General features: G+C 37.6%; 24 protein-coding genes and 2 tRNA genes. 8 read left to right on the top strand and 18 right to left on the bottom strand.

The window, feature by feature from the left end; all coding sequences use genetic code 11:
- Positions 1 to 62 precede the first annotated feature (62 nt).
- The 4 genes from EZY12_22945 to EZY12_22930 form a co-directional block, all read right to left on the bottom strand.
- The gene (locus EZY12_22945; GenBank protein ID QSX67516.1) at positions 63 to 1,007 is read right to left on the bottom strand and encodes a 4-(cytidine 5'-diphospho)-2-C-methyl-D-erythritol kinase; all 945 of its coding nucleotides are present in this window, start codon (positions 1,005 to 1,007) and stop codon (positions 63 to 65) included.
- Positions 1,008 to 1,056: 49 nt separating this feature from the next.
- Positions 1,057 to 1,875: a 16S rRNA (adenine(1518)-N(6)/adenine(1519)-N(6))-dimethyltransferase RsmA gene (gene rsmA, locus EZY12_22940; GenBank protein QSX67515.1), complete on the bottom strand. Its 819-nt coding sequence runs from the start codon at positions 1,873 to 1,875 to the stop codon at positions 1,057 to 1,059.
- A 145-nt stretch (positions 1,876 to 2,020) separates the two neighbouring features.
- Positions 2,021 to 3,373: a GUN4 domain-containing protein gene (locus EZY12_22935; GenBank protein ID QSX67514.1), complete on the bottom strand. Its 1,353-nt coding sequence runs from the start codon at positions 3,371 to 3,373 to the stop codon at positions 2,021 to 2,023.
- A gap of 149 nt (positions 3,374 to 3,522) precedes the next feature.
- Complete coding sequence (locus tag EZY12_22930; protein ID QSX67513.1) at positions 3,523 to 3,903, bottom strand: DUF4359 domain-containing protein; 381 nt, start codon at positions 3,901 to 3,903, stop codon at positions 3,523 to 3,525.
- Between the two features lie 549 nt (positions 3,904 to 4,452).
- On the opposite strand from EZY12_22930, the gene EZY12_22925 reads away from it, so the two are divergent.
- Positions 4,453 to 4,525: transfer RNA gene (locus EZY12_22925), tRNA-His, on the top strand.
- 348 nt (positions 4,526 to 4,873) lie between these two features.
- Here the strand turns inward: EZY12_22925 and EZY12_22920 are convergent.
- From EZY12_22920 to EZY12_22910, 3 genes are all read right to left on the bottom strand, one after another.
- The gene (locus EZY12_22920; protein QSX70794.1) at positions 4,874 to 5,197 is read right to left on the bottom strand and encodes a hypothetical protein; all 324 of its coding nucleotides are present in this window, start codon (positions 5,195 to 5,197) and stop codon (positions 4,874 to 4,876) included.
- 357 nt (positions 5,198 to 5,554) lie between these two features.
- Positions 5,555 to 6,265, bottom strand: coding sequence for an NYN domain-containing protein (locus tag EZY12_22915; GenBank protein QSX67512.1), 711 nt, complete (start codon positions 6,263 to 6,265; stop codon positions 5,555 to 5,557).
- Between the two features lie 655 nt (positions 6,266 to 6,920).
- Positions 6,921 to 7,007, bottom strand: a tRNA-Ser gene (locus tag EZY12_22910).
- Between the two features lie 159 nt (positions 7,008 to 7,166).
- Between EZY12_22910 and EZY12_22905 the strand changes: the two genes are divergently transcribed.
- From EZY12_22905 to EZY12_22895, 3 genes are all read left to right on the top strand, one after another.
- Positions 7,167 to 7,535: a 2Fe-2S iron-sulfur cluster binding domain-containing protein gene (locus tag EZY12_22905; GenBank protein QSX67511.1), complete on the top strand. Its 369-nt coding sequence runs from the start codon at positions 7,167 to 7,169 to the stop codon at positions 7,533 to 7,535.
- A gap of 40 nt (positions 7,536 to 7,575) precedes the next feature.
- Positions 7,576 to 8,130, top strand: a complete 555-nt coding sequence (locus tag EZY12_22900) for a thermonuclease family protein (GenBank protein ID QSX70793.1) — start codon at positions 7,576 to 7,578, stop codon at positions 8,128 to 8,130.
- A gap of 65 nt (positions 8,131 to 8,195) precedes the next feature.
- On the top strand, positions 8,196 to 8,999 hold the full coding sequence (locus EZY12_22895) for an inositol monophosphatase (GenBank protein QSX67510.1): 804 nt from the start codon (positions 8,196 to 8,198) through the stop codon (positions 8,997 to 8,999).
- A gap of 229 nt (positions 9,000 to 9,228) precedes the next feature.
- Here the strand turns inward: EZY12_22895 and EZY12_22890 are convergent, their stop codons facing one another.
- From EZY12_22890 to EZY12_22875, 4 genes are all read right to left on the bottom strand, one after another.
- A complete protein-coding gene (locus tag EZY12_22890; protein QSX67509.1) occupies positions 9,229 to 9,507 on the bottom strand; it encodes a type II toxin-antitoxin system RelE/ParE family toxin in 279 nt (92 codons plus the stop codon).
- A complete protein-coding gene (locus EZY12_22885) occupies positions 9,497 to 9,739 on the bottom strand; it encodes a CopG family transcriptional regulator (GenBank protein QSX67508.1) in 243 nt (80 codons plus the stop codon). The genes EZY12_22890 and EZY12_22885 overlap by 11 nt, the downstream gene beginning before the upstream one ends.
- A gap of 351 nt (positions 9,740 to 10,090) precedes the next feature.
- Positions 10,091 to 10,648 (bottom strand): hypothetical protein, encoded by a 558-nt coding sequence (locus tag EZY12_22880; GenBank protein ID QSX67507.1) that lies wholly within the window; start codon positions 10,646 to 10,648, stop codon positions 10,091 to 10,093.
- Between the two features lie 31 nt (positions 10,649 to 10,679).
- Complete coding sequence (locus EZY12_22875; protein QSX67506.1) at positions 10,680 to 11,186, bottom strand: hypothetical protein; 507 nt, start codon at positions 11,184 to 11,186, stop codon at positions 10,680 to 10,682.
- A 199-nt stretch (positions 11,187 to 11,385) separates the two neighbouring features.
- Here EZY12_22875 and EZY12_22870 point away from each other — a divergent pair, with 199 nt between their 5' ends.
- On the top strand, positions 11,386 to 11,610 hold the full coding sequence (locus EZY12_22870; protein QSX67505.1) for a hypothetical protein: 225 nt from the start codon (positions 11,386 to 11,388) through the stop codon (positions 11,608 to 11,610).
- 185 nt (positions 11,611 to 11,795) lie between these two features.
- Positions 11,796 to 12,227, top strand: coding sequence for a DUF29 domain-containing protein (locus EZY12_22865; protein QSX67504.1), 432 nt, complete (start codon positions 11,796 to 11,798; stop codon positions 12,225 to 12,227).
- 206 nt (positions 12,228 to 12,433) lie between these two features.
- On the opposite strand, the gene EZY12_22860 is transcribed toward EZY12_22865, so the two are convergent.
- The 4 genes from EZY12_22860 to cobU form a co-directional block, all read right to left on the bottom strand.
- The gene (locus EZY12_22860) at positions 12,434 to 12,685 is read right to left on the bottom strand and encodes a hypothetical protein (protein ID QSX67503.1); all 252 of its coding nucleotides are present in this window, start codon (positions 12,683 to 12,685) and stop codon (positions 12,434 to 12,436) included.
- Between the two features lie 30 nt (positions 12,686 to 12,715).
- Positions 12,716 to 12,934, bottom strand: a complete 219-nt coding sequence (locus EZY12_22855) for a type II toxin-antitoxin system HicB family antitoxin (GenBank protein QSX67502.1) — start codon at positions 12,932 to 12,934, stop codon at positions 12,716 to 12,718.
- The gene (locus tag EZY12_22850; protein QSX67501.1) at positions 12,934 to 13,155 is read right to left on the bottom strand and encodes a type II toxin-antitoxin system HicA family toxin; all 222 of its coding nucleotides are present in this window, start codon (positions 13,153 to 13,155) and stop codon (positions 12,934 to 12,936) included. Before EZY12_22850 ends, EZY12_22855 begins: the two co-directional genes overlap by 1 nt.
- Positions 13,156 to 13,292: 137 nt before the next feature.
- On the bottom strand, positions 13,293 to 13,835 hold the full coding sequence (gene cobU / locus EZY12_22845; GenBank protein ID QSX70792.1) for a bifunctional adenosylcobinamide kinase/adenosylcobinamide-phosphate guanylyltransferase: 543 nt from the start codon (positions 13,833 to 13,835) through the stop codon (positions 13,293 to 13,295).
- A 141-nt stretch (positions 13,836 to 13,976) separates the two neighbouring features.
- Between cobU and EZY12_22840 the strand changes: the two genes are divergently transcribed.
- Both EZY12_22840 and EZY12_22835 read left to right on the top strand, forming a co-directional pair.
- Positions 13,977 to 14,774 carry a hypothetical protein gene (locus EZY12_22840; GenBank protein QSX67500.1) on the top strand — a complete coding sequence of 266 codons (798 nt, stop codon included), beginning with the start codon at positions 13,977 to 13,979 and terminating at the stop codon, positions 14,772 to 14,774.
- Between the two features lie 109 nt (positions 14,775 to 14,883).
- Positions 14,884 to 15,099, top strand: a complete 216-nt coding sequence (locus EZY12_22835; GenBank protein QSX67499.1) for a hypothetical protein — start codon at positions 14,884 to 14,886, stop codon at positions 15,097 to 15,099.
- Positions 15,100 to 15,182: 83 nt separating this feature from the next.
- On the opposite strand, the gene fba is transcribed toward EZY12_22835, so the two are convergent.
- The 3 genes from fba to EZY12_22820 all read right to left on the bottom strand — a co-directional run bounded on the left by fba (position 15,183) and on the right by EZY12_22820 (position 20,299).
- Positions 15,183 to 16,256: a fructose-bisphosphate aldolase class II gene (gene fba / locus EZY12_22830; GenBank protein ID QSX67498.1), complete on the bottom strand. Its 1,074-nt coding sequence runs from the start codon at positions 16,254 to 16,256 to the stop codon at positions 15,183 to 15,185.
- A gap of 754 nt (positions 16,257 to 17,010) precedes the next feature.
- On the bottom strand, positions 17,011 to 20,037 hold the full coding sequence (locus tag EZY12_22825; protein QSX67497.1) for a type I restriction endonuclease subunit R: 3,027 nt from the start codon (positions 20,035 to 20,037) through the stop codon (positions 17,011 to 17,013).
- Positions 20,038 to 20,059: 22 nt separating this feature from the next.
- A complete protein-coding gene (locus EZY12_22820) occupies positions 20,060 to 20,299 on the bottom strand; it encodes a putative toxin-antitoxin system toxin component, PIN family (GenBank protein QSX70791.1) in 240 nt (79 codons plus the stop codon).
- Positions 20,300 to 20,400: the final 101 nt, after the last annotated feature.

The raw sequence follows: 20,400 nt of genomic DNA, 5'->3' as shown, positions 1-20,400 counted from the left end.
GTTTTAGTCCTGTTAATCATTAAATCGGTGGACATCCTGATTCTGACAAATTATTACATAAATTAGGCGATTTTAATTCCATGTTTAATCGTGTGCGTGACAAACAATTCTAAATCATCGTTAGGAATGGCCTCACGTATTTGCTGCTTGACTATTTCTGCTTGAGTTTGAGATTCAACAATGGCAAATACTGAAGGTCCAGAACCTGACATCATTGTCCCTAAAACTCCTGCCTGACTAGCAAATAATTCCCGCAGTTGCAATACTTGGGGATAAGCTGGTAAGACAACTTTCTCTAAATCATTATGTAATTCTTGGACAATTTTTCCGGTATTCTGATTTAAGATAGCTTTTACCATCCCTTCTGAATGAAAAGCACTGGTACGAGCTGCTAAACCTTCTGAATCTTGAATATAATTAATCCCAAATTGTTGCCGATAGGTTTTATAAGCCCAAGGTGTGGAAACTTCTAAACTACGATATTTACCTAAGACTAGATGTAAATTATCCAAACTTTGTAAAGGAGAAAGTTCTTCACCTCTACCAGTAGCAATTGCCGTTCCTCCAGCAATACAAAATGGTACATCAGAACCGAGACTTGCGCCAAACTCTTCTAATTCTGATTGAGTTAATCCTAAGTTCCAAAGTAAATCTATTCCCACTAACACCGCTGCGGCATTGGTAGAACCTCCGGCTAAACCAGCAGCAACAGGAATATGCTTTTTGATAGTAATATCAACACCACCAAAATTACTATAAGCTTTAGGAAATTCCTGAGCCATTAATGCCGCTGCTTTGTAAACTAAATTAGTTTGATCTGTGGGTACTTGAGGATGATCACAATAAACGCGGATATTCTCCGTGCTGGCAGCATGGATATCAATTTCATCAGACAAATCTATACTTTGGAGGATCATTGCTAATTCATGATACCCGTCAATACGACTACCGATAATTTCTAAATACAAATTGATTTTTGCAGGTGCAATTAAACGATAAAAACGCATAAGCAATTAAAAATTCAAAATCAAGAAATACAATTATGACAAAGAAAAGCTAAATTTTAATGCCGATCATATTTACCAGTGATACCCATTCTGCCACACCGAGGTCTTCAGCGCGAACTTGGGGATTTATTTCTAATTGTTCCAGTAATTGAGTCAAGCTATCGCGTTCAACTACCGATTGTAAATTATTTCTTAACATTTTTCGCTTTGACGCAAAACCCAATTTCACCAGATTTTCTAGCCTTTTAGGGTCATTAGCCGGAACTTTTATATTTTTGGGACTCAACCGCACCACAGCCGAATCTACCTTGGGTGGTGGCACAAATGCCGCAGCCGGAACTGGACAAATTAACTCACAATCTGCCAAATATTGCACCCGCACAGACAACGCCCCAAAAGTTCTTGAACCGGGTTTAGCATATAATCTTTCTGCTACTTCCTTCTGTACCAACAAAACAATAGAATCAAAAGGTTCTGGGTTGGGATGAGAAATCGTCCCCAATAACTTTTCAATAATTGGACCAGTAATATTATAAGGAATATTAGCAACCACTTTATTTTGCTTTTGGAAATTAGTAAATCCTGTTAGTTGGGATGGTAAATCAAGAGTCAGAAAATCTCCTTGCAGCAACAAGAAATTTTCTTTTTCTCTCATTCTCTCAACCAGTAACTTACATAAATCTCTATCAATTTCCACCGCTAATAAAGATTTCACTAATGGTAATAATCGACGAGTCAAAATTCCCGTACCTGGGCCAATTTCTAGAACTTGATCAGTTTCTTGACAATTAGCCGCTTGGACAATTGCATTGAGAGCTTTATCACTTTTTAACCAATGTTGAGCAAACTGTTTACGGGGTTGAATCATCTTATTAAAATTAAAAATTAGACCTTTTCCAAAATATCTCGTTCCCAGTCTCTGACTGGGAATGCTATCATAGAGGCAGAGCCTCGGATACAATTAAAAGCAGCACTTTCGAGAAGTCATGCCCATACAAAGTATCAGAACGAATTCAATTATTGTAACAGCTTGCTACCTTTGCCGCTAAAGCTTTCATGTGTCTTCCAAACTGATTACCACTAACCCAAAAGTGAGAAGGTAAATGGCCTGTTGGTGCAGATAACTTAAAAGATAATTGTTGCCGGACAGAAGTAGCATTAGGTAAATACCAACCTACTGTACTGCAAAATTGTGCATAGTCCGTATCACAGTTATTATAAATTTGAGTTTGGATGCTAAAACCAAAATGTCCTTGACTAGATTTTGTCCACAATTGGTCAATTATTTGAAAATCCTGACAAGGTAAACTTTCCAAATCATCATTAGATAAATAACTACCTACCCGTTTAGATAAAGCTTGACACATTAACGCCCAAGTTTTTTCATCTGCCTTTTGCCACTGTTTCCATGTCAGTAAATTACTTAAATCTGTGTAATCTAAACCAATAGTAGAACGAAGAGTGGTAATTGGCTGTTTTTTCCCTGCTTGGGTTTTAATTTCGATTGCTGCTAAGACTTCCTGAGCAGATTTGTAGCGTTGGGCAAGAGCATTATGAATTAATTTATCCAGAATTTCACTTAGATGCGGTGTAACCTGATTTCCCGGAGGTAAATAATCTCGCCACACCCAGCGAACGCTTGTGTCATCATATAAATCAAAAGGAGAAATCCCCGTTAATAACTGAATACAACTGACACCCAAACTATAAAGATCACTAGCTGGTAAAACCTTACCCCGCATTTGTTCAGGAGCCATATATTCAGGACTACCAATAGTTGTTCCTGTTTTCATCACCCCAGTGGCAGAAATAAACTTAGCAACACCAAAATCAATCAATACTAAATCTCCTCCTGGGGATTTCCTCATGATATTTTCCGGCTTAATATCCCTGTGAATGACATGATGAGTATGAACAAATTCCAACACAGGTAATAAATCTTGCAGTAGTTTCTGGATTTTTTCCTGATTAAAAACCCCTTGTTGTAATAGTTCTTGCGCTAAAGTCTGTCCTGAAATTAACTCTTGTATTAAATACAACTTATTTTCTTGTTCAAAATATGCCAGTAGTTGGGGTATTTGGGGATGGCGCAACTCATCTAAACGCACTGCCTCCTGCCGAAATAAGTCCACCGCTTTCATCAAAATGATTGGATCTTCTTCTGGAAAACAGAATTGTTTAATCGCGCATTGAGGTTGGGAAGGGATATGTTCATCCACCCCTAGTAATGTTCTCCCAAAACCACCCTTACCTAGAGGATAAAGAGGACGATAACGATCTTTAAGTAAAATTGATTTACCACATTTGAGACAAAACAGCGCATTATTAGGATTTTGCGGATACAAACAGTTAGTACAAAAACTCATCAAATAGTAGTACAGTATGGCGTAAGTTAATGAAGCATTCCCAATCTGTGAAAAGCTGATGCTGTATTCATTCTAAATTCTAAATTCCGCCCTGCGGTAGTAGTTATTTTTCGGAACTACTTGTATCTTAGGTCTTCATTGATGCCAATTTATTTTTCTTCAGCATTGTAAGTATAGAATTGATTTAATGCTCCCACCGTTTCAAATTTATACCCTGGTATCCAAGAATCAAGTTTGATTTCCGTTCGGTAAATACTAAAGATTATATAGTCTTGTCGGTTAGTGGTAGTAGTAATCAGTTCCTTGATATGCGGTGTAGCGGACTGAAGCATTTGCTGACAATTAACCTTGATTAATTTTTCTAAAAAACTTGGTGTCTTTTTACATACATCTGTTTCCAAGTAGGTTGTCAGCTTTTGGACTGCATACTTTTCATATTCATCCTGATTGGGGTTGGTTTTCGCCATAATTGCCCCTAGAACAGTAACGCCCGCTGCTCCTACGCATATAATGAAAGTTAAAGGTTTCATAAGACCTCGCGGTAAGTGGGAAACTCAGCGTCTTTAGACCTGAGAGGGAAACGGCACGAGGGATTTTAATCCCTGTGGTATGTTAGAATTAAATTGTGAGTAAGAACAAAAAACATCTACGTGTTGAAGCATCCTAGTCCGGAGAAATTCCGGCTCATAAGAAACAACGGTTAGGTTTAAGTCCTAACGGCAGTATTGACAAGAAAGAGCGAGTAATGGCAGGTTGTGGAGCGTACCGCGTCTTGCCTTAGTGATGGATTCTAAAAACACTGAAAACCATAAAAGTAAGCGCAATTTCGACACCTTGATTGGCAGTTGTTTTGAGCGTTTAGGCGGCGTTTGACGGTCGCAGCGAGATTAGATTGAGCTAAACTCTTAATTTAATTCTGTCAGTAGAATCTCAGTGGCTGTCTTCCCTGAGAGTGTCAATTCTAGCTCTATCTGGTCTAGTTTTTACTCTTTTAAAGACTACCAAGAAAATTATCTAATTTCTGGAAAAAAAAGCTTGATTATTTTTCTCAGGTAGTGCTATACTCATAGAAATGAATGGCGAGCGTAGCCAAGTGGTTAAGGCAGTGGTTTGTGGTACCACCATTCGTGGGTTCAATTCCCATCGTTCGCCCTATTGTATATTGCTGAATCAAACTCTCATCAACTTAGTCAAAGCTAATAGATTATCTGTAACCGTAACCAACAAATCCAAATTTTCCCAAGTTGGTCAAAAAAGTCAAAATATCCCCACAACCAAGGTCAACAGGAAGAAGGAAAAAGTATTGTAGAGTGGGCAATGCCCACCAAAAGTAATATCTCAAAAATTAAATATTAGTAAAACTTAAAGTTGTTATCTCCCAAGCTGCTAATTATCGGGCAGAAGGTAAAGATGATTAAGGTTTGAATTTAGGGAATCAAGTTTCAGAATGTAGACTTTGAAAAACCCAATCTAAAATTTAAACCTGCTGCTGATATGAATTTAAATATGGCAAAATAGATCGTAATAACACAGCCAATGTTCATGGACAGAACTTAAATAGTAGGAAAGACCAACAGCAAATATTGCTAAAAGTACAGGAACTACGGTAGTGAATTCTAACTTGCCTTTCTTTAAAGTTTCTAAGCAAGAGATCATGATAACTACAGGCCACAAAATAGTGGTAATGATAAACATAATAAAGGATAAAAATTTATCCTCTGGAGAAGACGTTGGGTGACGAAGGGAAAAAGTTAACCAATTTGTAAAAAAATAGCCAGTCATGAGGACATAGCTAATAAATAAAGTTAACTGGATTTGATTCACAGCATTTACTCCCTTAACAATATAGTTTCTCATAAATATATCTTAAAAAGATATATTTTAAGTAAATGCTAAAAACACATTAATCAGCAATCATCCTTGATTTAAAATTTGATTTTAAATGATGGTAATTATACTTGTTAATGCCGATTAGCTGTTTCTACACTGGTATAGCATAGATATTAGAAAAATGCCAAATAAAATGCAACACTAAAAGCCCTCAAATTTAAAATAATTTGAGATTGGTATAATATGTCATAGGTCAGGATTGACACTCTGTTTTCAGAGCGGATTTTCATTATTAATTGGTATCATAACCATTTTTGTGGTTACTATAAATTGCAAAAAAGCGAGAAAAATTTATATATTGGGAATTTGCAGATGGTAATTTGCAGAAGTTCGATCACTATAGCCAATAGAAGCATCTTTTTGAATGTATTGTTTAATACTGTCAAAATCTATAAATTCATCAGCTACATCAATTAGATGATTTCTAGATCGGGTTTCACTATCGCTAGTTGTTGTTTGTAACCCAATTACTTCTACTCTAGCACCCAAATTACTAACTGCATGGATAGCATAGGATAGATCGCCATCTCCACTGACCAAAATAGCGGTATCATAATAGGGTGCTAAAGTAATCATATCTACGGCAATTTCTACATTCAGATTTGGTTTTTTGTAATTATCGACAACTACACTCATATCTTTAGTAACTACACGATAACCATTACGACGCATCCATAACAGAAATCCCTGTTGCTTTTCGTTGCCACTATCAATTCCCGTGTAAAAGAAAGCACGTAATAACCGAGAGGTTTTCGTTAACCGACACAGCAATTTAACATAATCAATTTCAATTCCCAGTTGTAATGCGGCATGAAATAGATTTAAACCATCAATAAAAATTGCGACTCTACCACGATTGTCATCCTCATTCAAGCCGATATGATTAGCTGGATTGGGTTCTTTAGCTTTAAGGCTGCCTTTAGTTGCTGAACCTTGCCAATGAGGTTTTTCTTTCAGTTCTTTATATTCGTTTGTTTTTTTGTTAAAATTGTCAAACTGCATTGATACCTCTAAATATTAAAGTGGGGATGTTGTTGTAGGTAAATTGACAATAGCTAAATTTTAACTAATTTCCTGATGCTGCACTAGTTGGATTAATACCTATCAGGTAGATTTTAGCCAATTTCTTGTAGGTGAATCTGATATTTTGCCGTTTACCTGCATATACTGTACACAAAATGCTCACTCTTGAGCAAAATCCACTATTTATATCCAGAAATTGGATTTAAGTTGTACTGGCAAATCAGGATTGTTAAATCGAACTTGATTATTACTGGGTAATGGAGAGAGAGGGATTCAAACCCTCGTATACATTTCTGCATAACTTATTAGTTATATGTCGAGACAGAAATACAAGTAACAAAAGTTTTGTATTCCTTAATAAGAAAGGTTTGCCAATGTCTCAACAGGCGTTAAATGGTGTATGGAGAACAAGTTATCACAATCCCCACCTTATACATTGAATGTGGGGACTTCCGCGATATGTTAAACTAGATATAGAAAAGATAAACTTACCAGATGTCATCAAAAATTGAAGTCAGTAAGTAAATGAGTGTAAATTATCACAGAAAAAATTATTTAAACCAATTCATTAAACCAACTTTTAAAACTTGCTTATAATCCTAAAGGTTTAGAACCCTTACCCAGCAAGGGAAAATGGAGAGAGGGGGATTCGAACCCCCGAATAAGTCACCCCATTACAGACTTTCCAGGTCTGCGCCTTCAACCACTCGGCCATCTCTCCAGGTGTCTCGCTTTGTTATAGTACAATAGAATTCAAAAAAAAGCAACCTTTCCAGAAAAGATATTTTTTCACAACTCCCTGACCTGAAAGTGCGGGGTTTTCAACGACTATTCTTATAATAAAGTGTGAAACCCCAAATCCGAAAATCTCAAAATTAAGATGGTTCAAACCCACACTATTAAAGTTTACAATCGTCAAACTGGTACATCACATACTCTCGAAGTTCCTGAAGACCGTTATATCCTGCATACTGCTGAACACAATGGCACAGAACTGCCCTTTTCTTGCCGCAATGGGGCTTGCACAACTTGCGCTGTTAGAGTTGTATCGGGAGAAATTCACCAACCGGAAGCCATTGGACTTTCTCCAGATTTACGTCGTCAAGGTTACGCTTTATTATGTGTAAGTTATGCTCGTTCTGATTTGGAAGTAGAAACACAAGATGAAGATGAAGTTTATGAACTTCAGTTTGGGCGCTTTTTTGGTAAGGGCAAAGTTAAAGCGGGTTTACCTTTAGATGAGGACTAAGATTTTTTTTGTGTTCAGGTGCATGACTTTAACAGCGAGGATGGCTGCCATGGTAGTTCATCTTCGCATTTTTGTGCGAAAAATAATTATATTAGGCAGTTTGTTATTGTTGGTGAGTTGTCAAAGCCAAAACAATTCTGCTATTGTTCCCGCTAGTGTCAAGGTAGCACGGGTTGTGAGTGGACAAAGTTTGGAAGTATTGGGAATGGAAGCACAAGCAAATTTAATTTCCCAAGTGCGGTTAATTGGTTTAGATGCACCAGATATCCGTCAACTTCCTTGGGGTGAGGATGCTAAACAATTAGTAGAAACTTTAATTGGTGGTGCAAATCAAGCTGTAAATCTGGAATTTGACTTAGAAGCTAAGGATAAATTTAACCGCACCTTAGCTTATGTATGGAAAGATAAACTGTTGTTAAATGAAGAAATAGTCAAACAAGGATATGCTTTATTTGTAGCGCGATCGCCTAATCACAAATACAACCAACGTTTAGAACGCGCCCAACAATGGGCAAGAATTATGGGAAAAGGCATCTGGAACGCTGATAAACCTATGCGGATGACTCCTGGAGAATTTCGCCGGCTCTCTCGTTAAATGTACATAATATATCATCTGTTGAAGAACAACAACTAACAACTGACCACTGACAACTAACAAATATGCAAATTTTTCTAGATATTGCTACAGAAGCCGCTTTAGCCGCAGGTGTAGTTTTACAAGATTATTTAGGTAAATTAGAAGACGCAATCACCGAAAAAGGCCGTCCTGGTGATTTAGTTACCATTGCTGATAAAGCTTCTGAACAGGTAATTTTAGAAATACTGGGTCGCCATTTTCCCCAACATTCTATCCTGGCTGAAGAGTCGGGAAAACTGGGAAATCAAGATAATGAATTTCTCTGGGCTATTGACCCTCTCGATGGGACAACTAATTACGCCCATCAATATCCCTGTTTTGCCGTTTCTATTGGCTTGCTGATTAACGGTGTACCCAAGGTGGGAGTAATTTATGATCCTTTCCGTGATGAATTATTTCGGGCTGCTGCTGGTTTAGGTGCAACTCGTAACCGTCGTCCTATTCGGGTTTCTCAAACAGCGGAATTAAGTAAAAGCCTATTAGTAAGTGGATTTGCTTATGACCGCCGGGAAACTGCTGATAATAATTACGCGGAATTTTGCCATCTTACCCATCTTACCCAAGGTGTGCGCCGTGATGGTGCAGCAGCGTTGGATTTAGCTTATGTAGCCTGTGGCCGAGTTGATGGTTATTGGGAAAGGGGAATTGCGCCTTGGGATGTTGTGGCTGGGATAATATTGGTTCAGGAAGCGGGAGGTAATGTCACCGCTTATGATGGTAGTCCCATGAAGATTGATTCGGGGAGAATTCTGGCTACTAATGGTTATGTTCACAACAGCCTCAGTCAAGAATTGATGCAAGTTCCCCGTTTATCAAGTTGGACATAATTTCGTGGGTTTTAGATCCCCGACTTCTACAACTTCAATTTGAGAAATAATGATCTTTGAGACTTCCAATTAAAAAAATGTCCCAAAATTTTTTGTGGCGCGGGCATCTGGTCCCCTAATAATACAAGGACGGGCAGGATGCCCATCCCACAATATTGGATAGCGAAGCGCTGCTGCAAGCAGTTCATCTTTTTTGTGTAGTTCTCTTTATCAAAGAAGTCGGGGATCTTTAATCTGGATAGCGTTTTGAGGTGTGAAGAATTCGGAGAATTTCTATTGATTCTTCCTTGACTCGATAAATAATAATATACGGTGAATTAGAAATTATCAGTTCTCTTGTCCCTTCTACTCGTCCAGACTTTCCAATCAAGGGATAATTTTCTAATTGATTTGCAGCATTTTGAATCTTTAATATTAGTTCCTGTGCTGCGGTGGGATTATCTTTAGTTATGTATTTATGCGCTTGCTCTAAGTTACGTAGCGCCTGACGTAGCCATTTAATCTGCATGGATAAGTCTGGCAAATGTCTCTTTTACTTCTTCATCACTAGCAAAATCTCCAGCATCCGCTTCAGCAATACCTTTTTGGATTTCTTCTATTTGCCATTGGTACATTTCTAAATAAGCGTTTACTGCTTCATTAAGAATATAGCTTCTGTCGCGGTTTATTCCTTGTGCTAATGCGTCAATTGCGACTTTTTTGCTGCTGTCTATGCGAAAGGTAATATTTTCTTTACTCATGGTTTTGTGGGAGTAATTTGTCTTGCATTATATTATCGTATATTGCATTGTCAGATATTAGAATTTATTTTCTGGATATCCAATTATTTGACATATCAATTCATACTTCTCTTAGAGGATGTTTGAAAAGTTTTGGGCGAATATAATTCGCTACTACACAAGCGAAGTCCACCTTCGTGGACTAATGAAAAATCAAGGTTTCTGAACCCACGAAGGTGGGTTTTGTCTGTGTAGCCGCGACTTACAGTCGCCAGGCGGAGTAACAAATTAGACTTTTCAAACACCCTCTAAGTTAAATACAATAAATAAAGCCTGCAAAAGCAGGCTTTGTAAATGATAAAAATTAAATCCCTAACTTTTAGATGGTGGTAATCCTCTTGCTTCAGATAAGATATCTATTACAAGTTTATAAGCATCACTCATTGCAAGTTCACCTGCTTCTACAAGTTTCATTAAATTCTGAGCATCCTCAGCAGTAATAAGATCAAGCTTTAACGGCTCTTTTAAGAAACTATAAAAATCAGTTTTGTCTTTGTGACTAATAGTAGATTTTTTTTCTTCCGTTTCTATTTCTCGTAGTTTATCTTTCCACTGTCTCAGCATTTCTTCTCGTTTACCTTGCTGAGATGTTCCATCTACTAGAAACCTTTTCGCACCAAAGAGCGCTGCTCCACCTAATACCGCAGCACCAGCAACTACTGCAACTGGGGCTGCAACTGGTAGAGTAACTAACCCAAATAAAATAGAAGCTGTTGTTCCTCCAAATGCAAATGCTGCTGCACCTGCTCCTACAGCACCAACACCAATAACACCAATATCTGTTAAGAAATTGATTCTATCATGAGGATTCTTTTCTAGCTGCTCAATTGCTTTCAGCAACTCTTCTTTATTAGGTTTCTTCTTTGTCATAAAATCTCCCAGTTTAAATGTTTGAGTAAATTTAGCTAAAAGCTACTTGATAGGAAACCGCACTAAAAACATCAATTAGAAGTTTGAAAAACTCGTTTGCAACTTCAACAATATTTTGTCCTACATCTGCATATTTTTTATCAAGTGTATGTCCTATAACTGCTCCAGTCACTACAATGCCAATTCCTAAAGCTCTAGCTACAGGTTCTAAAAATTGACCTAAAAATGGAATCGAAACTATTAAGCTGTAGATAGCAGATGCTACAACAGCAGATATTCCAACACTTGTGACTAGAAAAGGGTGTGCTTTAACAAACTCAAAAATTTTTTTCAGTACGACCTTACCTATGGAAACGACTTTTTCCCCAACTTTTATAGTATTACTAATCAGTTGGTGTAATCTCGTTACAACTTCTTCAGGTAAACCCATCTCTTGCAACAATAAGTAAAAATCACTACTCGCAGTGGCTTCTGCGTCTGCATTCCAAAGGGTCATTTTCAACCTGGCCTGTGTTACAGATATCTTTCCAGCTTCCATAAGTATCTTCCCCTTAACTGTTCAAAATTCAAATAAACACAAAAATAACATAGTCTAGTCAAAACCCGCAACAGTAAAAATACTGTTTTGCTACGAAATTACACTACAGATAAATATGAGTTTAAAGGTAACATAGACGATATTCTCTCGTAGAACAGTACAATAGTTGACAAGTCTTATTCACAGGAGCTTAACGGTTATGACTCAGTTACTTGAACAAGCGATACCTCCGGTAAGCTTCGCTAACGCACAAATAAAACAACTTCCTGAAACCGAACAAGATATAATTGCTCAACTTATCCTCAAAGCGTTAGAAACTAATTTAGTGGAGAGAAATTTATTTATTATTGATGATAATGATACTTGGACAGAACAAGACCAACTTGAACTCACATCTTTTTGTTACGCTTCCACTTTCTGCTAATTTGATTTTAATTGGTCACTTGTCAGAACGTGATTGGCTTGGTGTTCGTACTTGTGTTAAAGTAGCTATCGCTGAATTGAATAATCCTAGTTTATAGATAATAAAAAGGTAAAAAAATTACCAGTATTGGGGTAATGAGGAGGCTATGGGGCTGATAGAAATGTAAAAAATGAGGTAAACTAAAAATGACTGTAACCTATCAAACAGACTTCAATTTGTGGATAGAAAAAACAGCCCAACTATTACTAGAAAATCGCTGGCAGGAAATTGATAAAGAACATTTAATTGAGGAGATTTCCGACTTGGGTAAAAGTGAAAGACGCGCTATCTCTAGTCAATTAATTCGTCTACTTTTACACTTACTTAAATGGCAATATCAACCTCAAAGACGTTCAGACAGTTGGCTAGATTCTATCACAGATGCTCGGACTCAAATTGAATTAACTATTAAAGATAGTCCCAGTCTTAAAAACTATCCTCAAGAACAATTGGAGGAAAGCTATGAAAAAGCACGTCGTCAAGCAGCTAAACAAGCAGGAATGGATATTTCTATCTTTCCCGAAGAATGTCTTTATTCTTTAGAGTTAATTTTAGATGAAACCCGGTTGCCAGAATAGATGTATTAATCAATATTCATAGCACTTACGCATTGACAAAAAATATCAAATATATATGCTGTAAAAATTACATTTATCGTAGTAGTAGGGGTTTAGCACTGCTAAACCCCTACCCCACGGTTGATTTATCGGTAACAATATAATTCCTTGCACCCTGAAATAAGGTATTTTGGTGAACACATATCATGATAGAAAAAACAAGGTAATTACCTGCATTTTACACAAAGACCTGATTCAAGATCATTAGTTTTTGCCAAACAGCAATAACATATCTCAAAATAGTCTGTATGTCCTTCTAAAATTTCTCCCGAATTACAATCATCTTCGTCACGAGCTAGTTTGACAATTTCTTCAATGAGATTTTGCTTCTTTTCCTTTGCTAAATGATCAAAACAATGCTCACGTATCAAGATTGTAATCAATTCATTTAACATATAGCTACCGCTATGATTTGACATCCAATTTTCTCCTATATAAAAATTAAAACATTAGGCAATTTTTAGTAACCTCGGTTCAGGAATGGATTCACCTTCTGCTTCCCAAGATTCTAAATACATTTCAATAACTTCTTCTCCATGACGAATGGCTTCTTCACGAGTTTTACCGTGAGTACATGGCATAATTACGCGATCGCTAAATTCTGGAATTGTGACTAAGAAAAGCCCATCTTCCTCTGACCATTGCACAATCATACTATATTGACTCATTAATCCTCATCCTCCCCTAACTGTTCTAATTCAGCTAATAACTTTGTTAACTGCTTTTCTAAGTATTGTGGAACATCATCACCATCTTTACCAGGAATAGTTAATGTTTTCCTTAGTAAAGGATGTCGCCATCTTTCATGACTACCTTTACCCCGTTTAGGTAGATATACAAACCCTGAACGGATAATTTGAGCTTTTAACTCCCGAATTTTTCTGGGCATTTATTTTGTCTACTTCTCTACCCTATTTTCTCTAATTTTTAGCGAAAAGATCAACTAAGTCAGAATTTTTGGTGGTCATGCACCTAGTTTTAGAGATGAATGGCAGTATTGTTTATTAATTCAATTTGTAAGTTGCATTAAGATTTAGGTAATGGTACACCCAGTAAACTCAAATTAAGAGCATGGCCACCTGTAACCAAATAGACAGGTTCACAAATTCCCCCTAATTGTCGCATTAAAGCACCCAGGCGATCACGGAATTTGCGCCCCATAGGATAAGCTGGAACTACACCCCAACCTGTTTCCTCCGCCACAAATATCACATCAGCCCCAACTAACGGCAAGGTTTCCAGCAACTCCGTCACAGTATTTTCCCAGACTAAATCATCATCTTCCAGAAAATTAGCCACCCAAGTTCCCAAAGAATCAACCAACAAGCAAGTATTAGACTGGGACTGAGCTAAAGTAGCAGTCAGTTCCACAGGGACAGATAGAGTAATCCAATCTTGAGGACGACGTTTTTGATGTTTTTCAATGCGCTGTTGCCATTCTGGATCATCTGGATTTTGTGTAGCAGTAGCAACATACACAACAGCTTTGCCTGAATTTATCGCCAAATCTTCCGCCCATTCACTTTTACCAGATCGGGCTGCACCTGTTACCAAAATCGCTTTATTCATCATTTGATCATATAATGTTTCAGCAGGAAGAATATACGAGCTAAATAAAGTAAACTAGCTACATTTGCCAGTCTGAGAAAAAATTCATTCTGTACTCCCCAATTCTTTCTTGATAAAGACCATAAATTTTAGAATATTTTTATGAAACCAGGGTTAAAACGGATCGAGGCTACATTACATGATTTAGGGAATCGCAATCATGATGTCACTACAGAAATGGGTGATGAAACAAAACGTCCTTTTTCCTTTCGCATTAGTATCCGTCCCCAAGAATTTCCGGCAAATTCCCAAACTACAGCAGAAACTGATAATAACTTAGAAGTAGATACATTTAGTCAGGAAACTCCAGAGGCAAATTTATTTCCTCACCATGATTGGGTCCAAGCTTTTCCAGCCCAAGAGAATGGAGAAAAAACACCAACTCTCCCTAAATTTAAAACTCCTGCCTTTAGCAATCATCGTCACGGTGCTAACCCAGCCCTGGCCATGAATATGCTCCAAGAAATTCAAGAAAAAGTTGCGAGTTGGCAAATAGAATTGCAAAGAATAGTCCAGAATATTCAAGATATTTACTTAGAAGGTTCAATTATTAATGGTTGGTTAGAATCCAATGCCCAAGAACCAGAAATAGGTGGAACAGCTACTCTCCGCCATGCTGAAGTAGACAGGCTTATGGACTATGTAGAGGAAATTTGCGCTGGTGATGAAAAAGAATCTTACAAACCACTACACACTGACTACCGATTGTGTGGCGTAGATACAGCCGGTCAGGTTTGGTCTCGTCCCTGTCCAGTTGAACAAGTTCCTAGTGTGAGTATAGCGATCGCTCGTCACCAAAGATTACGGCAACTCTTAGCACGCAAACAAGACCTAGAAAATCGGTTAAGTCAATTAGCAGAAACCTTGGTGATGTTACATAGTCATATTCAACAAGGGTAAAAAATTACCTCCAGATTGAAATATTTTCTCATTGATCAAAAATACAGTAGCCATTGAGGAAAAACTATGCTACTGTAAAATTACACCATGAAATTTACCACTAAAAACTATGCAGCTTAAACGCTGGGAATCCCCACGTCGAGAAGGCAGAAACGATAAAGGCCGAGGTGGTTCTGCTAGAAAACGACAACTGAAAAAACAAAGACAGATGCTCAGACAGAAACTCAAAGAAAATCAAAAGCCAAATGATCATCACAACAATAACCAGGGGGAAAGTTCAACTTCCCCCTATTTTTTGGCCTTTTCTACCCTATTGTCACTATAAAAAAATAAAAAAACCGGGAAACTTTAAGATCCCCGGCTTATTAAGAATATAGCCTAGCTATACTTAATTATGATTGTGCTAAATTAAACTTTAGCAGCAGCTCTCATTACTAATTCGCCCTTAGCATACTTAGCAGCAAAATCTTCTAAAGAAACTTGCTTAATTTTGCTTGCATTACCAGCAGTACCAAACTGTACATAACGGTCAGCACAAACCTTTTGCATATAAACAATAGAAGGCTTGAGGAAGTGACGGGGATCGAATTCCTTGGGATTTTTAGCCAGAGCTTCACGCACAGCCGCAGTAATCGCCAAACGGTTGTCGGTGTCAATATTTACCTTACGAACACCACTCTTGATACCCTTTTGAATTTCTTCTACAGGTACACCGTAGGTTTCAGGAATAGCGCCACCATATTGGTTAATGATTGCTAATAAATCTTCAGGAACAGAAGAAGAACCGTGCATTACCAAATGGGTGTTAGGTAAACGGCGGTGAATTTCTTCAATGCGGCTAATAGCCAAAATTTCACCTGTAGGCTTACGAGTAAACTTGTAAGCACCATGACTTGTACCGATAGCCACAGCCAAAGCATCTACTTGAGTAGCTTCTACGAAGTCAACAGCTTCGTCAGGGTCAGTTAACAGTTGAGAATGGTCTAGTGTACCTTCAAAACCGTGACCATCTTCAGCTTCACCAGCACCAGTTTCCAGAGAACCTAAACAGCCTAATTCACCTTCAACGCTGACACCCAAAGAGTGAGCTACGTTGACAACTTCGCTGGTAACTCTAACGTTATACTCAAAGCTGGCAGGGGTTTTAGCATCAGCTTCCAAAGAACCATCCATCATCACACTGGTGAAGTTGTTCTTAATGGCTGAATAGCAAGTAGAAGGAGCATTACCATGATCTTGGTGCATGACAATGGGAATCTGAGGATAGGTTTCTACCGCTGCCAAAATCAGGTGGCGCAGGAAGTTTTCTCCAGCATAATTACGAGCGCCGCGAGAAGCTTGTAAAATTACAGGGCTATCTGTGTCAACAGCCGCTTTCATGATGGCTTGAATCTGCTCTAAGTTATTGACGTTAAAAGCGGGGATGCCATAACCGTGTTCAGCAGCGTGATCCAAAAGCAACCGCAGTGGGACAAGAGCCATATATATTCCTCCTAATTTGGGTATTTAGCTAATCAGTTTAATCGCAGCGTAATCTTTATTTTAATGTAATTTTTACGCTAATCTTAAGAGTTTTTTCAACTTATAGGAAATTATATCTAGTAGCGGGTGCTTATGTTTAAAAACTTTGGTAGCTGATATTCTCAGGCTATGTAGTGCTAAAGTCAATTAAACTACTAAGTATTAAGCTGTACATTTGGTCAAATCCAAGGGAAAAACCACAACCTTTAATTAAAAATATCCTTATGGAGGTTCTTTTCTTGAGTGAGAAGAACCCCACCCCCAACCCTGACAGGTGTAGGTTTTTTACAATTGGGTTTTATGCTGGACGAAAGAAGACAAGGAAGGAAAGTAGACAAGGGAGTATGAAGAAAAAGAACCGGAAAATTCTGCCCGATATGTTCCCTATCTTCATAGGTTTTAATTCTTCTTTCTCCTTCCTCCTTGTCCACTTTCCCTCCTTGTCTGCCAAGTCTGGCCCCTATTATCAATCTCAATGTAAAAAACCTACACTTGTCAGCACCCCCAACCCCCTCCCCGCTCTTCGAGCTACGGTGTACACACATCTCTAGACAGGATGCTAAACGTGATCCGATCCCCCTAAATCCCCCTTAAAAAGGGGGACTTTGAAGAATTTAGCCCCCCTTTTTAAGGGGGGTTGGGGGGATCTAAACGTTGTGGGGCAACTCTAGAAGACTTGTGTGTACACCGTAGGCTCTTCGAGAGGGGGCTATGATCACAACTTTTCCCTTTTAATAGTTTCATAAATATTAGATAATAATTTTTCAAATACCATTGCTCTAAATTCTTCGTTATTCATGAATTCCATAAATATTTTTTCGTTGCCATCCATGCGTTCAAGAAAGAGGTCTTCCAGATGTTGATCTAGAACAGGGGCAAAGTTTTCTTTTGTGTTTACCTGGGCTGCTTGTTTGATGGCATCATTAGCGATCGCTGTTTCAGTGATTTGTTCAAAAAATAGTTGATCTGCTAAGGTAAAATCTGTACTAAACCTTTCATTGAGAGCATTAATCAGTTGAGATAGGGGTACTTCTTGATCAGGCTTGCGAGTTCCCACTGCGGTAGATCCTGATAATGGTTCTGCTTGTCCTGAGTTTAAATCAATTTTCCCGGCACTGATTTTTTCTAAACGATAAAATTTTAGTTCTATATCTCCAGATAAATCTACTTTTGGTGTTTGCAGATTGCGGGGTAATTTTTTCAGTAAAAAACGTCCATAAGCATAAAGTTTTTCTAGTTCTGAATCTTGATAAGGAATAATTTGGGACAGAAATAAATACAAATTACGGAAGCTGGTAAGTTGGTTTTTAAATTCTTCTTTTTCTGTTTCTGCTAGTTTCAAATAACTATCAACTACAGGATCTAATAAAGTATTTAATTTTTTGTGTTCACTACCAGTTAAAGAAGTTTTGGGACGAAACCAAATTTCACACCATTGGTTAATATGATCCTGGCTAAAAAGTTGCCATTGATAAAGTTGATAGGATAAATCATTTAACTGTTGTGGGTCGGCATTTTCGCCAATGGGAGTTTCTTCATAGTAGGGTTTAAAGGCTTTGTAAATGTCCTCTGATTTATTGACAAAATCGAGGACAAAGGTGTCATCTTTCCCTGTGGTGGTGCGGTTGAGTCGGGATAAGGTTTGCACGGCTTGGACTCCATCCAGTCTGTTGTCTACAAACATTGTATGTAATAATGGTTGGTCAAATCCGGTTTGAAATTTGTTAGCAACTAATAGGACTTGATAGGCTTCTGTGGCAAATTTTTCGGGAATTTCTGATGTTTTGATGCCGTTCATATTGGCTTCTGTAAATGTTTCATCAGGAAATTCATCAAGGGTAATTGAACCAGAAAAAGCTACTAGAGATTTTATATCTTGATAACCTTTGTCTTTGATGTATTTATCAAAAGCAAGTTTATATTTTACAGCGTGTTCACGACTACGAGTAACAACCATTGCTTTAGCTCTACCGCCGATTTTATGGCGGGTATGGTTGCGAAAATGTTCAATAATAATTTCTACCTTTTGGGCGATGTTGTGGGGATGGAGTTCTACAAATCTAGCGATCGCTTTGGCTGTTTGACGACGGGGTAAATTTGGGTCATCTTCTGAGGTGCGAACAAGTTCATAATATCGTTCATAGCAGGTGTAATTTGCCAAAACATCTTTAATATAATTTTCTTCAATAGCTTGACGCATGGTGTAAAGATGAAAAGGAGATTGACCATTTTCTCCAGGTTCATCAAATAGGAGGAGGGTTTTATGTTTGGGAGTAGCGGTAAAAGCGAAATAACTCAAGTTTGGTTGTTTTGTACGGGTCAATTGTTTTGTTAATAATTCTGCTTTAGCTGCATCACTTATATCCTCTTCTTCATCTTCTAAAAGTTGGGAAGCGATCGCAGATTCAATACCTTCTTTATTGAGAATCTTCCGCAATTCTGTGGCGGTTTCTCCCGTTTGTGAACTATGTGCCTCATCAACAATAATAGCAAAACGTTTATTTTTAGTATTAATATCTATGGTTTTACCTTTTTTAGCTAAAGTCTCGATAGCTTTAGTAATAAAAGGGAATTTTTGAATAGTAGAAATAATAATTTGGACACCATCATTTAAAGCTGTGGCTAATTGTTGGGTATTTTCATCAATTTTTTGCACGACTCCGGCTTTATGGTCAAATTGATAAATAGTATTTTGTAATTGTTGATCTAATACAGTGCGGTCTGTGATCACAATAACGCTATGAAATATTTTTTCATCTTGGTGATCATGGAGATTTGCTAACCGATGTGCTAACCAAGCAATAGAGTTAGATTTTCCTGAACCGGCGGAATGTTGAATTAAATAATTATGTCCGGCTTTATATTCTTTAGTATGATTTATTAGTTTTCGCACCACATCAAGTTGATGATAACGGGGGAAAATTAGGGTTTCTTTTTTCTGATGTTTAATACCTGTGTCGGTGGTAATTTTGGTTTCTTCAATTTTGATGTGTAGGAATCTGGCTAAGATGTCTAAAAGGCTATCTTTTTGTAATACTTCTAACCACAAATAACTGGTGCGATATTCTTCATTGTCTCCTAATGAATTACCAGAACCGTGATTATTTCCCTGATTAAATGGTAAAAAATAGGTACTTTCTCCAGCTAATTTGGTGGTCATCCAGACTTGTTCTGTATCTACTGCGAAATGGACTAAGCACCGTTGTTTAAAGACAAATAGGGGATCTTTGGGGTCTCTATCGTTTTGATATTGATGGATGGCGTTTTGGTAAGTTTGTTCTGTGAAGGGGTTTTTTAATTCAATGGTAGCAATGGGTAAACCGTTGATACTAAGGAGAATATCAGGAATACGTCCGGTTTTGATGGTGACTTGACGGGTAACAGTAAGGCGATTTTTTTGGTACAGTTCCAAGGTATCTGAGTTCATGCCGGTGTTAGGCTGGAAATAGGCGATTTTAAAGGTTTTACCATAGCATTTAAAACCATTTCTCAAAACATCTAACATTCCCCGGCTTTTGAGTTCTTTGGTAAGACTATCTATGATGATTTTTTCGGCATCATTGGGGCTGGTTTTGGCTAAATTTTGCCATTGTTTGGGTTGAGTTTCTTGGATAAATTTAATGATTTCTGTGGGAAAAAGGGCGGTTTCTGGGTCGTAGTTGGTGACGTTGCCTTTTTCATAGCCACTGTATTGAATGAGTTCTTTTTCTATGATGTTTTCAAAGTTTATTTCTGTGTGCATGATTATAAAGTATTAATGTGAATCAATCGAGAGTTATAAATTCTCTAGGAGTAATAATTTTGTTTTGATATTCGGGCAAAACCTTGAGTGATAAAAGGTCTTGATCTCCTGTAATTAAAAATTCGGCATTGGTATCTTGAGTAAGGTCTAAAAATTTGTTATCATCTGCATCTCTACAGATATTTATTTGAGATGTAATTTCTATGAATTGACTGTATTTATTGACTACATCCAAAAATTCTTGTCGTTCTGCGTCTGAGATATATTTATCAAATTTAGAGACTTACAATTAAAAAAATAGCCCAAAATTTTTTGTGGTGCGGGCATCTGGTCCCCTAATAATACAAGGACGGGCAAGATGCC

The organism is Dolichospermum sp. DET69 (assembly GCA_017355425.1).
In the GTDB taxonomy this organism is placed as follows: Bacteria; Cyanobacteriota; Cyanobacteriia; order Cyanobacteriales; family Nostocaceae; genus Dolichospermum.
Note: the sequence above shows the minus strand (reverse complement) of the source record. Positions and strands in the feature narration are given on the sequence as shown.